This is a genomic window from Streptomyces sp. PSU-S4-23 (assembly GCF_055632315.1).
Genome location: NZ_JBVMUU010000002.1, coordinates 7,181,116 through 7,194,291, shown reverse-complemented (window position 1 = coordinate 7,194,291; position 13,176 = coordinate 7,181,116). Strand labels below are relative to the sequence as shown.

Below are 13,176 nucleotides of genomic sequence, written 5' to 3'. Positions count from 1 at the left end.
CGGGGCGGCACGGGGCGGCACGGGGCTCGACGGGAAGCATCTCGATATCAACAGAACATTGAGCTTCCACCATGAGGAAACTAGTATCCACTGATCAAAAGGTCCGTCGAAGGAAGTGACCGTTCATGTCCGCACCAGCGCCGTCCCCGGCGGTCGTCGTCGACGCCGAGCCCCTGCCCCGGCAGGACGAGGTCCTCACCGACGCCGCCCTCGCCTTCGTGGCCGAGCTGCACCGCAGGTTCACCCCCCGGCGTGACGAGCTCCTCGCCCGGCGGGCGGAGCGCCGCGCCGAGATCGCCCGTACCTCCACGCTCGACTTCCTTCCCGAGACCGCCGCGATCCGCGCGGACGACTCCTGGCGCGTGGCCCCGGCACCTCGGGCCCTGGACGACCGGCGCGTCGAGATCACCGGCCCCACCGACCGCAAGATGACCGTCAACGCCCTCAACTCGGGCGCCAGGGTGTGGCTCGCGGACTTCGAGGACGCCTCGTCGCCCACCTGGGAGAACGTGGTCCTCGGCCAGCTCAATCTGATCGACGCCTACACCCGGAACATCGACTTCACCGACCCCGGGAGCGGCAAGACGTACGCCCTGCGCCCGGACGGGGAACTGGCGACGGTCGTCGTGCGCCCGCGCGGCTGGCACCTGAACGAGCGTCATCTCCAGGTCGACGGACGGCAGGTGCCGGGCGCCCTGGTGGACTTCGGCCTGTACTTCCTCCACAACGCCCAGCGCCTGCTCGACCTCGGCAGGGGCCCGTACTTCTACCTCCCGAAGACGGAGTCGCACCTGGAGGCCCGGCTCTGGAACGACGTCTTCGTCTTCGCCCAGGACTACGCCGGCATCCCGCAGGGCACCGTCCGGGCCACCGTCCTCATCGAGACGATCACCGCCGCCTACGAGATGGAGGAGATCCTCTACGAACTCCGCGACCACGCCTCGGGGCTGAACGCGGGCCGCTGGGACTACCTGTTCTCCATCGTGAAGAACTTCCGTGACGGCGGGCCCCGGTTCGTGCTGCCCGACCGCAACGCGGTCACGATGACGGCCCCGTTCATGCGGGCGTACACCGAACTCCTGGTCCGCACCTGTCACAAGCGCGGCGCGCACGCGATCGGCGGCATGGCGGCGTTCATCCCGTCCCGCAGGGACCCGGAGGTCAACCGGGTCGCGTTCGAGAAGGTCCGCGCCGACAAGGACCGGGAGGCGAACGACGGTTTCGACGGCTCCTGGGTCGCCCACCCCGACCTGGTGCCGATCGCGATGGAGTCGTTCGACCGGGTCCTCGGCGACCGGCCGCACCAGAAGGACCGGCTGCGCGAGGACGTCTCCGTCAAGGCGGCCGACCTGATCGCCGTCGACTCCCTCGACGCCCGGCCGACGTACGCGGGCCTGGTCAACGCCGTCCAGGTCGGCATCCGTTACATCGAGGCATGGCTGCGCGGCCTCGGCGCCGTCGCCATCTTCAACCTCATGGAGGACGCCGCCACCGCGGAGATCTCCCGCTCCCAGATCTGGCAGTGGATCAACGCGGGCGTCGAGTTCGAGAACGGCGAGAAGGCCACCCCCGGGCTGGCCCGCAGGATCGCCGCCGAGGAGCTGCGGAACATCCGGGCCGAGACCGGTGAGGACGCCTTCGCGGCCGGCCACTGGCAGCAGGCCCACGACCTGCTGCTGAAGGTCGCCCTGGACGAGGACTACGCCGACTTCCTGACCCTGCCCGCCTACGAGCAGCTCACCGGCTGACCCGCCGCGTTCACCGCGTTCAGCGCGCCGCCCTCTGCCGTGTGCCCCGGGCCTTCCCGGGGCCACCGGTGCCGGTGTCCGCCGCCGTCCCACGTCATCCCAGGTGCGCCGACCAGTCCTGTTCCGCCGCCGGTCTGCCGTGCAGGTCCGGGACCCGTTTGAGCCAGTCCGGCCTGCCCCGCCGGGTCCTCACCGCACGGAGGGCCTGCTCGGCGGCGAGTTCCTCCCGGGTGGGGAAGCCGGTGGGCAGCCATACCCCGGACGCCTTCACCCGGGCCAGGAGGTAGCCCACGTAGGCCTCCCGCACCTGGCCCGGCGCCGCGAAACCCGGCATCCCGGTCAGCCAGGCGTCCGGTACCAGCCCGGTCACCTCGCGCAGCAGTTCCTCGGTCACCCTCGGCGCGAGCTCGGCATCGGCCGCCCGTGTGTCGGGAGCAAAGTGGCCGAGGGCGTGGTGGCGGAAGTCGTACGCCTTCTCCGGCGCGGAGGCGTCCCAGCGGTGGTGGAAGACCAGGGCGGCACCGTGGTCGATCAGCCACAGCCGCGGGGGTGCGATGCCGAAGGTGGGCCAGACCATGAGGTTCGAGCTGTGGACCGTGCGGTCGACGTTCACGGTCAGCGCGTCGAGCCAGACGACCCTGCCCGCCTCCAGCGGGTCGACGGGGAAGCCCCCGGCGACCTCGGGGGTGAAGTCCCGCGCGCCCGGGAGGCAGTCCATGCCGAGGTTGAGGCCGGGGCTCGCGGCCAGGAGGTCGCGCACCTCCTGGTGCGGCTCGTCCGCCCCGATCGCCGGGTCGAAGTGGGCGAGGACCAATTCGGGCACGCGCAGCCCGAGCCTGCGCGCCAGCTCGCCCACGATCACCTCGGCGACCAGCGCCTTCAGGCCCTGCGCCGAGCCGGTGAACTTCACCACGTACGTGCCCAGGTCGTCGGCCTCGACGACTCCGGGGACGGAGCCGCCCGACCGCAGAGGTTCGAGGTAGCGGGTCGCAGTGACCTTCCTCAGCATTTTTCCAGGCTCCGCAACTCTTGTGCCGTGCGATCGCCCGCCGGCCCCCGTGCCCTCGGAGCGGCCCGCTCCGGCAGTGCGAACCGTGCTCCCGGCCTCGGGCATGAAGGGAGCATGGTGACCGAGCGTAACAGTTGACGCCGCAGTCGCCTCGACGCGGCGAGGAACGCCGCTCTCGGCGGCGCGGGGCGCTGGGGGCTCCGGCTCCTCCACTCCGTCACACGAAGGTTTCCGGCCCTGTCGGGTCGGGCAGGGGGGTTCTGGCATCACGCAGGCAGGAACGGGAAGCACCGCCACCGTGTGGAGCGTACTGGTTCTCATCGGGGCCGTCGGCAACGCCGTAGGGCTCATCGATGGAGTGCCCGCCATCACCGTGGTGGCGGCCCCGCTGGTCATCATCGGTGTGATCGGGCTGACGGCATCGCGTCGCAGGCAACGGTCCTGACGGAACCGGAGGCGACCGAGGCTGCCGATTCGGTGCGGAACGAGGAGATCGCCATGACGGCGCAGCAGACGGGCAACGACCCGCTTTCCGACGTGCCGGAGCACACCGGGGAACCGGTGGACGCGGAGGAGACCCGGGTCTTCGTCAAGCCGGACATCAGGATCGTCATGAGCCGGCTGTTGGGGTGCTCGCCCCTCGTCGCCATCGTGGCCGTGCGCGTCGGTGAGAAGATGGACGAGGGCCCTGGTCGGATGATCGGGATCCTGGGGGTGGTCCTTCCGTACGTCTGGGCGGTCATGCTGTGCACCCTGCGCTGGGCCAACGCCGGCATCCTGCTGGCGGACGGGGTCCTGACCGTGCGCAACCGGTGGAGCTTCAAGGTCCTGGAGGTCCCCGTCCCCGCGCTCACCGGGCTGTACCACGTCGGCAGCCCATTGCAGCGGGCCACTCCGTTCAACGACCGGGTCGTCATCACGAGGAGGGCCGGCCGGCCCTTCCTCGTCAATCTTCGGGCCTGGGACGAGCAGGGGCTGGAGGAGCTGTGGCACCGGCTGCCTCTTCGGCCCGGGTACGGGGGTTCGCTGGAAGGGCCGGCCCTGCGCGAGCGGTTCCCCGGAGTCGACTGGCCGTGGTACCACAACCACCACCGGCTGGCCTCCGCGCTCGTCACCGTCGTCGGAGTCTGCGTGTGGCTCGCTCTGCTGTTGTGAACCTGCCGTGCCTGCGGTGACCGGGGGCGGGGAACCCGCTCCCAGGGCCCGGCCGGCCTGCCCCGCCGGGTCCTCACCGTGCGGAGGGCCTGCTCGACGGCGAGTTCCTCCCGGGTGGGGAAGCCGGTGGGCAGCCATGCCCCGGACGCCTTCACCCCGGACGTGCTGGTCGCAGACTGGGGGTGGTCAGCCGCCGTCGGGAGCGCGCCCTTCGCGGTAGTACGCCGGCCACAGTTCACGGGCGCGCAGCCGTTCCTCCTCGGAAAGCGGAGTGTCCTCGCACAATCGCTCGGGATGGGCGGGCGGCGGACCCCCCGGGGCGTACGGCGGGAAGGGGCCGTGCTGACGCGGGGGCGACACTGCCGCAGACAGCGCGTGACGGTGCACTACGGGGCCGACGTAGAGAGCCCCCAAGGCCGTCAGGGACCGCAAGAGCGCCCGCAGGCAGCTCTCCAGCGCCCGTCGGCCACGACCACCCCGCCACCACCGTTTCATGGCCGTCCTTCCATTGCCTCACTCGCAGTTACCCGCAGAAGATGTCGATCGCCGCGAACCGCTTACTCGACGAGGTCAATACCCGCCGCACCGGCCAGGACCAGGTCGAGGCAGGGCAGGCCGAGGCCGAAGGCGATGCCGGCGGCGACGCCGTGCAATCGACGCCTCGCGTCAGGGAGGCCGACGCCTCACGCCAGGGAGCGTGCCAGAGCGCGTGCCAGGGCCGCGGCGAACTCCTCTTGATCCCGGATTTCTTCGCCGAACCCGCAGTGTCGTAGGAAGAACCGCTGGAAGCAGGCCCCGACCAGCGAGGTCGCCGCCGTCTCCAGATCGGCGTCGGACCGTATGCGCCCGGCCGCGCGCCACCGCTCCAGAGCGCTGATCACCGCCGTCAGCGGCTCGTCCGGTGTGCCGTTGGGCCGCAGCGGATCCGCGCCGTACGCGGCGAGGAGAGCGGGATCCGCAAGCAAGGGGCACAGCAGCGGCAAGGCGGTCTCGTAGAACCGCATCGTCCGGTGAACCAGGTGGCGGCACGACTGCTCGGTGCCCTGGACATCCGCGACGTCGTGGGCGGGGTCGCCGTACGCGGCAGACAGCAGCGCGGGCAGCCGCTCGCGCAGCAGGCACACGAGCAGCGCGTCCTTGCTCTCGAAGTGCTTGTAGAGCATCGCCTCGGAGCAGTTGGCCTCCCTGGCGAGGGCCTTGGTCGTCGCACCGGACAGACCAGCGGTCCGGACCAGCTTCTCCGCCGCGTCCAGCAATCGCCGGCGTGTCGGGCGCACTGGCCTCTCCACCGGGCGAACAGGCATGTGCCCACCTTTCGACGAGGAAGACCCGCTCCCATGGAACGGGTGACACGCGGGTTTCGCGAGGCCCGTCAGCACTTCCCGAGCGGGCCACGCGATCTTCATCGCCGCTATCATGCCCTCCGGAGTGGCCGAGCATGTGAACCCGGCAACGGCATCGGCGCGCTCGCCGGCCGGCAGGAAGGCACTGTCGGTGGTGCGCGGGCGGTCGGCCCGGCCACGGCCTTGGCAGCCTTCGCCGTCGCCGCGTCCGCGGGATCGGCGCAGACCCGCGCAGCCACCGCGGTGGGACTGCGAGCCCGCCACGACGGCCGCGCCGGCACCGGGAACCCGGTGGGCCGTCACTCAGCCGGTCCTGGAGAGCGACGCCGCGAACCGCCCGGCCCCCTCGGTCCACCAGTCGGCGAGCGTCAGCCCGGCGTGGCCTGGGGTGAGGGGACCGACCGCGCCTGCCCGAACGCATTGCGGAGGCCCCGCGCGGCCAGGCATTGCTCCAGGAAGGCCAGAACCCTCAAGTGGTAGGAACGCGCCGACCAGCCGAGGCTGATGTTGTGGCCCGTGTCCGGCAGTCGCTCGACGGTCCACGGCGCGGCGAGCGGGCGCGTCAGATCGTCGATCGCCGCGTCATCGTGCTGCCACCACGCCTCGTGCTCGGCGAACGTGAGCCTCGTGGGCAGCGTGAGGCGGGGAGCGATGCGGCGGTAGCGCTCCGGCCAGCTCTTCCACTCGAGCCTTTCCCGCGCCGGCATGGGGGCCACGACGGCCGCGCTGGAGCGGAAGGTGCCCGGCGGATACAGGCGCAGCGGCCCCCAGTTCAGCATGTGGCTCATGCGGCCCGGGGAGCCGATGTGCCGCGTCGCCTGCGCGACGTAGCGGCTCCCGCATCCGGAGATGTCGAGCCCGATCAACTCGCCCGCGGCCATGTCGGCGCCCATGGTGAGCGCCACCTTGCCGCCGAAGGAGTGCGCCACCAGGAACAGTCCCGCTCCGACGTCGTGGCCCGCGGCGAAGTCCCGCAGTGCCGCGCGCAGGGTCACGGCCTGCTCGGCCAGGGCCTGTCCTTGTGGCAGCGCGGCGCCCGACTCGCCGTAGCCGGGGCGGTCCACCGCCAGCACCGTGTAGCCGAGGCGCGCCCCCAGCGCGAGCAGGGAGATGTCGGGGCGGGCCTGGCCGTCGAAGTAGGCGGCGCTCATCCCCCCTCCGTGCAGACACACCACCACCGCGCGCGGCGGAACGTGCCGGGGCTCGATCAGCAGGCCGGACAGGGGAATCCCCCCGCCGGCCAGCGTGATGCCGCGTACTCGGTCGGACGTGATGGGTGGGTGTGCCGGCGCTGTCATCGCCCTGTCCCCTCGTCGTGTCAGTCGATACCGCGCACGATGTGCGGGTCGTCGTCGCTCTCCTCGCCGGCCAGCAGCAGGGGCGGGGCGGTGCCCGCTTCGGCCGATGGGACGGTGGGGGGAGCGGCAGGTTCGGTGTCCACTTCTTGCTCCCTTCTCTCCGGGTCCGCGTCAGCGTCCCCGAGGGGCCCACCTCGCGCGCGGGTCCCGGTAGTGGGGAATGCGTTCCGGGCGGCTCCAGCCCGCGACGGCCGGGGCATGCTCCGGACCGGTCCCTGCGAGGGCGGCGGCGCGGGCGAGCAGAAGAACGGTGGTGACGGCGGCGAGTTCCGCCTGTTCCGCCCGCCCCTTGACGACCTTGATGACCAGGGGCGGCTCCTCGGACCGCCGGCCGGGCCGGATGCCGCCCTGTCCTGCGTCCGCGCTCACTGCGGCGGGTTGCCGTGCTTGCGGGACGGCAGGTCGGTGTGCTTGGCACGCAGCATGGCCAGGGACTTGATGATGATCTGCCGTGTGTCGCGCGGGTCGATCACGTCGTCCACCAGGCCGCGCTCTGCCGCGTAGTACGGGTGCATCAGCTCCGCCCGATACTGCTTGATCTTCTCCTGCCGTACTTCCTCGGGGTTCTCGGCGGCGCCGATCTCGCGGCGGAATATGACGTTGGCCGCGCCCTCGGCGCCCATCACCGCGATCTCGTTGCTCGGCCAGGCAAGGGCGAGGTCCGTGCCGATGGAGCGGGAGTCCATGACGATGTACGCGCCACCGTACGCCTTGCGCAGTACCAGGGAGATGCGCGGCACGGTCGCGTTGCAGTACGCATACAGCAGCTTGGCCCCGCGGCGGATGATGCCGTTGTGCTCCTGGCCCACGCCCGGCAGGAAGCCGGGGACGTCGATCAGGGTCACGAGGGGGATGTTGAAGGCGTCGCAGAACTGCACGAAGCGGGCGGCCTTCTCACTCGCGTCGATGTCGAGCACTCCGGCGTGGGAGGAGGGTTGGTTGGCCACGATGCCGACCAGGCCGCCTCCCATCCGGGCGAGCGCGCACACCATGTTGGCCGCCCATGCCTGGTGCACCTCGAAGTACTCGCCGTCGTCGACGATCTCCTCGATGACGTTGCGCATGTCGTAGACGGCGCTCGGGTCGTCCGGTACGAGGTCGAGCAGAGCGTCGCAGGCGCGGTCGGACGGGTCGCCGCTCGGCACGGTGGGGGGCAGCTCACGGTTGTTGGCCGGCAGCAGCGACACGAGGTAGCGGACGTCCTCCATGCAGCTGCGCACGTCGTCGTAGACGAAGTGGGCCACGCCCGAGGTGGCGGCGTGTACGTCCGCGCCGCCCAGACCGTCCTGTGTGATCTCCTCGCCCGTCACGGCCCGGACCACGTCGGGGCCGGTGATGAACATCTGCGCGATCCCGCGCACCATGAAGACGAAGTCGGTGAGCGCCGGGCTGTAGGAGGCGCCGCCGGCGCACGGACCGAGCATCACCGATATCTGCGGGATGATGCCGGACGCCTTGGTGTTGCGCTGGAAGATGCCGCCGTAGCCCGCCAGTGCGCTGACGCCTTCCTGAATGCGGGCCCCGGCACCGTCGTTGAGGGACACCAAAGGCGCGCCCGCGGCGAGCGCCATGTCCATCAACTTGTGGATCTTGGTGGCGTGGGCTTCACCCAGGGCGCCGCCGAAGATCCGGAAGTCGTGCGCGTAGACGAAAACGGTACGGCCGTGGACCGTGCCCCAGCCGGTGACCACACCGTCGGTGTAGGGACGGTTGGCTTCCAGGCCGAACCCCGTCGCGCGGTGCCTGCGCAGGGGCTCCACCTCCGTGAAGGAGCCCGCGTCCAGAAGGAGTTCTATACGTTCCCGCGCGGTCAGCTTCCCGCGGGCATGCTGGCGGTCGGTGGCCGCCGGATCAGGCCCCTGCAGGACCTCCTTCTTGATCAGGCGCAGCTCCTCCAACCGCTCGTCCGTGGTCCAGCCGGACCGGCTCCCATCGGGGCGGCCGACCAGGGTCCTCTCCTGTGCCGACATGAGGATCACTCTCCTGACTTGGATTCGTGGCCGGTCGGTGCCGCCCCAGCCACCGCGTCCTGATACGGGTGGGCCACGCACCGCGGAGGGCGGCGGCGCCCCGGTGCTCCGGCCCGCACCGGATGTCGACGAGGGTCCAGCCTGGGGGCCTGCGCGACGGGTCGGTGCCGACGTAGTCGGCAGCCGTCCCCCGCGACAACCCCGTCCCCAACGCCTTCAGATATGCCTCCTTCCTGGTCCAGAGCTGTCCGAAGGCACTGGGGCGCCGAGCCGGTCGGCAGGCGGCGAGCTCGGCGCGCTCGTCCGGATGCAGCGCTGCCGAGACCGTCGCGACCGTCTCCTCACGCGGCAGCCGCTGCACGTCGACGCCCAGCACGGTGGCGGCCACCCCGATGAGGGCCATGCCATGGCTGTGCCCGAGGGAGAAGTGCAGCGGTGGACCGCGGTGCACGACGGCGGGCCGGCCGTGCGGCCCCCCACAGCCCGGGCAGGGATCACGCACGAAGGTCAGGTCGCGCGGCGCCACGCCGAGGTAGGCGCCGAGCAGCCGGCGCAGCACGAGGTGCGTGCAGGCGTACAGGGCCCCGTCGCACGGCCGTCGGAACGCGGCCGCGCGCCTTCGCTCCGCTTCGCTCAGTTCCGGCGCCGCCAGCAGCCCGTGCAGTGCTCCGGGACGGGGCCCGCGCATCACCCACAGGTCCAGGCACCCTGGCGGCATGTCGAGGCGGGCCGGCGTTGTGTAGGTGCGGTGGTCGGCGTCCGCGGTGAAGGCAGTCGTCATATGTCGTGGAGCCTGTCGCGCCGCGGGACTGCTCCCGCCACGCCGATGAGCAGACCCAGCGCCCCTATGGCGGCCACCAGCACGAGGGCGGGACGGCAGGCGGCCAGGAGCTCCGCCGGCGGCGCCCCCGCGGCAGGGCGGCAGGCCGTGAGCAACGCGGCGGCCACGGCCGGCACGAGGGCGGCCGCGGCCTGGACGGCGGTCTGGTAGAGGCCGCTGGCCACGCCGCGTTCCGCCGGGGGCAGCTGGGAGGTCGCCTGCATGTTCAACGCGGCGAAGGACAGCACGAAACCGGCTCCGACCAGCAGCATCGTCGGCAGCACGGCTGAGGCGTAGTGGAGCGGCCACGACTGGCGCAGCTGGAGCAGGTAGCCGGCCAGGGCGAAGAGCGCACCGCCGGCGATGAGCCGGGGGGCGCCGAAGGCGGAGACGATCCGCCCGGACAGCAGCGCGGTCACCGCGAGCGGGGCCGCCGCGGGCAGGAAGGCCAGCGCCGTCCGCAGCGGGGACCAGCCGTGCAGTGTCTGCATCTCGTACGTGAGGGTGAGCAGCAGGCCCAGGTACGAACCGTTGAGGGCCGCCGCGCCGAGGGCCGAGCGGGTCAGTGCCCCGCTCCTGAAGGCGGAGAAGCGCACCAGGGGCTCCGGTACGCGCAGCTCGATCCGTACGAAGGCCGCGAACAGCAGTGCCGACACCACAAGCAGCCCACCGGAGTGCGGGTCGCCCCAGCCGTGCGACGGCACGGAGACGATGCCGCCGACCAGCGTGAGCAGTCCTGCCACACAGGTGGCCGCCCCTGCCGCGTCGTACCGCCGGGGCCCGCCGCGTGGCCGCTCCCCGGCCGCGTCCGGGCCGGAGCCGGGGATCAGCCGCAGCCCGAAGAAGAAGAGCACGAGCACGACCGGGGCCGGGAAGGCGAACGTCAGCCGCCAGTCCACCGCCGTAAGCACGCCGGACAGGAGCAGCCCGGTCGTGAACCCGGCGGCGCCGAAGAGCGTGTACACGGACAGTGCCCGGTCCCGGGGCGGGCCCGCCGGGAACTCGGTGGTGATGATGGCGAGCCCGGTCGGGGCGGTCAGCGCGGCGCAGAACCCCTTCACGACCCGGGTCGCCACCAGCGGCCCGGGGCCGTCGGCCAGGGCGCCGGCCACCGAGGCCGCCGCGAAGCCGGCCAGGGCGGCGAGGTAGACCCTGCGTCGGCCCAGCAGCGCCACGACCCGGCCGCCGAACAGCATCAGCCCGCCGAAGCCGACGGCGAACCCGGTCATCGTCCACTGCGCCGAGGCGAGCGACAGGCCGAGGTCCGCGCTGATGGACGGCAGGGCGACAACCACGACGGAGACTTCCAGGGCGTCGATGAGCATGTTTCCGGCGAGGACGAAGAGCAGCCCCCACAGCCGGATCGTCCACGGGCCGGTCGGCGCGGGTGCCGCCGACTGCGCTGTGGAAGACGAACCCTGCATGATCCTCCTTGGATTCGAGGCGGGCTGCGCCGGTCGGGCCGAAGCGCCGCGGGCCGTCAGCCGAGGAGCGTGCCGCCGCTGGCGTCGATGAAGGCGCCGGTGATCCAGCGGGCGTCGTCCGAAGCCAGGAAGGCCACCACGTCGGCGACGTCCTGCGGTTCGCCGACCCTGTTGAAGGCCGACAGGGCGGCCATCTGCTCGACGGCCTCGGGGATGTTGAAGAGCGGGTTGCCGTTGCGCGTGATGCCCGGCGCCACGCTGTTGACGGTGATGTTGCGCGGTCCGAGGTGCTTGGCGAAGTGCAGCGCGAGCATCTCGACGGCGCCCTTGGTCATGGCGTACGCGATCTCGTCCGGATTGGCGAAGCGGGTGAGTCCCGAGGAGATGTTGATGATGCGGCCTCCGTCGGGCATGTTCGGCAGCGCCCGCTGGATGATGAAGAACGGCGCCTTGGCGTTGACCGCGACGAGCCGGTCGAACTGCTCCGGGGTGGTGTCCTCCGGCTTCAGGCCGCCCATCACACCGGCGTTGTTGACGACGATGTTCAACTCGGGCGAGCCGGTGCGTTCCTTGAGTCCCTGTTCGAGCCCCAGGAACAGCTCGTGGACGTCTCCCGGCACGCCCAGCTCGGCCTGCACGGCGAAGGCCCGGCCGCCGTCCTTCTCGATGCCGGCGACGACCTCCTCGGCCGCGTCCTTGCCGGTCGAGTAGTGCACGGCGACTAGCGCGCCCTCGCGGGCAAGTCGCTCGGCGGTCGCCCGGCCCATGCCCCGGCTCGCGCCGGTGACGAGCGCCGTCTTGCCGATCAGGTCACCCATGGTCCCTCTCCTGCTGTGATGAAGGTCGTGTGTGGTGGTGTGCCGCGTGCCGTGCCGGGCGTCCGGTCCCCCGTTCCCGAACCATCGGCCGAGGGCGGCGCGCAGGCCTTGCTCGTCGGCGCCGGCCCAGGCCACGTAGCCGTCGGGGCGCACCAGGACGGCGGCCGGATCCGCGAGCGGACCGGTGTCCGGCGCGGTGGCGGTGACCATGTCGACCTCGCCCGTCCACGGGGCGACCGTCCGGCGCAGGGCCTCGCCGACTCCGCGCTCGGGCGTCAGGACGAGCAGTACGGCGCGCGCGCCGCGTAGCAGCGCGAAGGTCGTGGTGGTCTCGCTGCCGACGGTCAGCTCGGCGTACGGCAGTCGCGTGCCGGACACCGGATGGGAGTGGCCGAAGCCGTAGCGGATGCCGAGTCCGCTGATCATTCCGGCGAGGTGGCGGCGTACGTCCTCGTAGGCGATGAGTTCGCCCAGGACGGAGCGCAGCGGCTCGACCTCGGGTCCTCCGAGCAACAGCCGTGCCTGGGCCCGGATGTTGGACAGCACCGCGCGGCCCACGGCGTGCCGTTCCTCGTGGTAGCCGTCCAGGAGCGCTTCGGGTGCGCGGCCGAGGACGACGGCGGCCAGTTTCCAGCCGAGGTTCGCGGCGTCCTGCAGACCGAGGTTGAGGGCCTGGCCGCCGATCGGCATCTGCTGATGGGCGGCGTCACCGGCCAGCAGCACGCGGCGGTCGCGGTAGCGGGCGGTCTGGCGCGACACGTCCCCGAAGGAGTTGACCCACACCGGGACGCCGGCGGTGATGTCTTCTCCGGTGACGGTACGCCATGCCTCGGCGAGTTCCGCGAACTCCGGCTCCACCGTGCGCCGCAGCGCGGCACGGCCGAACACGTGAACCATCACCCGGGTGATGCCGTCGCCGCGCGCCGCGATGGCCAGGCCCTTCTCCAGACGCTGGAAACGCCGGTCCGGGATGTCGATGCCGGCGACGTCGGCGCGGATCAGCTCGCGCTCGGCGGAGGTTCCGGGAAAGCCGAATCCGGCCAGCTCCCGCACCGCGCTCTGTTCCCCGTCACAGCCGACGACGTAACGCGCGGACACCCGGACCGGGCCCTGTGGGCCGAGGGCCTCGACCTCGACCCGGTCGGCGTGTTGCGTGAGGGCCCGTACCCTGTGGCGCCGGCGCAGCAGGGCGCCCAGGTCCTGGGCCCAGGCACCGAGCAGTTCCTCGGTCCGCGTCTGCGGGACCTTCCACTGCCCCGGGTACGGGCTGTCGAGGCGCAGGTCGAGGGGGAGCCCCCCGAAGTGGCCCATGGGCACGTGCGGCGGTGTCCCCAGGGTGTCCAGGAGCCCGCGTTGGTCGAACAGCTCCATGGTCCGCGCGTGCAGGGTCGAGGCGCGCGACTCCGTGGTGGGAGCGTCCCGCTGCTCCAGGACGATCACGTCGGCACCCCCGAGCCTGAGCTCACCGGCGAGCATCAGCCCGACCGGACCCGCGCCGACGACGATGACGTGCGTGTCGACGGCGGCCACG

13 protein-coding genes are annotated in these 13,176 nt (G+C 71.9%); 3 read left to right on the top strand and 10 right to left on the bottom strand.

From position 1 onward, the window contains the following. Positions 1–125: 125 nt before the first annotated feature. Positions 126–1,748 carry a malate synthase A gene (gene aceB, locus ACZ79I_RS32625; protein WP_471502211.1) on the top strand — a complete coding sequence of 541 codons (1,623 nt, stop codon included), beginning with the start codon at positions 126–128 and terminating at the stop codon, positions 1,746–1,748. A 94-nt stretch (positions 1,749–1,842) separates the two neighbouring features. Here the strand turns inward: aceB and ACZ79I_RS32620 are convergent, their stop codons facing one another. Then, positions 1,843–2,757: a HipA family kinase gene (locus tag ACZ79I_RS32620; protein WP_471502209.1), complete on the bottom strand. Its 915-nt coding sequence runs from the start codon at positions 2,755–2,757 to the stop codon at positions 1,843–1,845. Positions 2,758–3,055: 298 nt separating this feature from the next. Here ACZ79I_RS32620 and ACZ79I_RS32615 point away from each other — a divergent pair, with 298 nt between their 5' ends. Both ACZ79I_RS32615 and ACZ79I_RS32610 read left to right on the top strand, forming a co-directional pair. Continuing rightward, positions 3,056–3,202, top strand: coding sequence for a hypothetical protein (locus ACZ79I_RS32615; RefSeq protein WP_471502207.1), 147 nt, complete (start codon positions 3,056–3,058; stop codon positions 3,200–3,202). A gap of 53 nt (positions 3,203–3,255) precedes the next feature. Then, positions 3,256–3,912 (top strand): hypothetical protein, encoded by a 657-nt coding sequence (locus ACZ79I_RS32610; RefSeq protein WP_471502205.1) that lies wholly within the window; start codon positions 3,256–3,258, stop codon positions 3,910–3,912. A gap of 186 nt (positions 3,913–4,098) precedes the next feature. On the opposite strand, the gene ACZ79I_RS32605 is transcribed toward ACZ79I_RS32610, so the two are convergent. The 9 genes from ACZ79I_RS32605 to ACZ79I_RS32565 form a co-directional block, all read right to left on the bottom strand. Further along, positions 4,099–4,407: a DUF6059 family protein gene (locus tag ACZ79I_RS32605; RefSeq protein WP_471502203.1), complete on the bottom strand. Its 309-nt coding sequence runs from the start codon at positions 4,405–4,407 to the stop codon at positions 4,099–4,101. A 188-nt stretch (positions 4,408–4,595) separates the two neighbouring features. Then, complete coding sequence (locus ACZ79I_RS32600) at positions 4,596–5,189, bottom strand: TetR/AcrR family transcriptional regulator (RefSeq protein WP_471502201.1); 594 nt, start codon at positions 5,187–5,189, stop codon at positions 4,596–4,598. Positions 5,190–5,623: 434 nt separating this feature from the next. Then, positions 5,624–6,553 (bottom strand): alpha/beta hydrolase, encoded by a 930-nt coding sequence (locus ACZ79I_RS32595; protein WP_471502199.1) that lies wholly within the window; start codon positions 6,551–6,553, stop codon positions 5,624–5,626. Between the two features lie 20 nt (positions 6,554–6,573). Continuing rightward, positions 6,574–6,696, bottom strand: coding sequence for a surface protein (locus ACZ79I_RS32590; protein ID WP_471502197.1), 123 nt, complete (start codon positions 6,694–6,696; stop codon positions 6,574–6,576). A gap of 28 nt (positions 6,697–6,724) precedes the next feature. After that, entirely contained in the window at positions 6,725–6,982 is a 258-nt protein-coding gene (locus tag ACZ79I_RS32585; RefSeq protein WP_471502195.1) for an acyl-CoA carboxylase epsilon subunit, read from the bottom strand. Continuing rightward, positions 6,979–8,583, bottom strand: coding sequence for an acyl-CoA carboxylase subunit beta (locus ACZ79I_RS32580; RefSeq protein ID WP_471502193.1), 1,605 nt, complete (start codon positions 8,581–8,583; stop codon positions 6,979–6,981). The genes ACZ79I_RS32585 and ACZ79I_RS32580 overlap by 4 nt, the downstream gene beginning before the upstream one ends. Then, entirely contained in the window at positions 8,465–9,364 is a 900-nt protein-coding gene (locus tag ACZ79I_RS32575; RefSeq protein ID WP_471502191.1) for a 4'-phosphopantetheinyl transferase family protein, read from the bottom strand. Before ACZ79I_RS32575 ends, ACZ79I_RS32580 begins: the two co-directional genes overlap by 119 nt. Then, a complete protein-coding gene (locus ACZ79I_RS32570; protein ID WP_471502189.1) occupies positions 9,361–10,827 on the bottom strand; it encodes an MFS transporter in 1,467 nt (488 codons plus the stop codon). Before ACZ79I_RS32570 ends, ACZ79I_RS32575 begins: the two co-directional genes overlap by 4 nt. A 56-nt stretch (positions 10,828–10,883) precedes the next feature. Then, positions 10,884–13,175 carry an SDR family oxidoreductase gene (locus tag ACZ79I_RS32565; RefSeq protein ID WP_471502187.1) on the bottom strand — a complete coding sequence of 764 codons (2,292 nt, stop codon included), beginning with the start codon at positions 13,173–13,175 and terminating at the stop codon, positions 10,884–10,886. Position 13,176 lies beyond the last annotated feature (1 nt).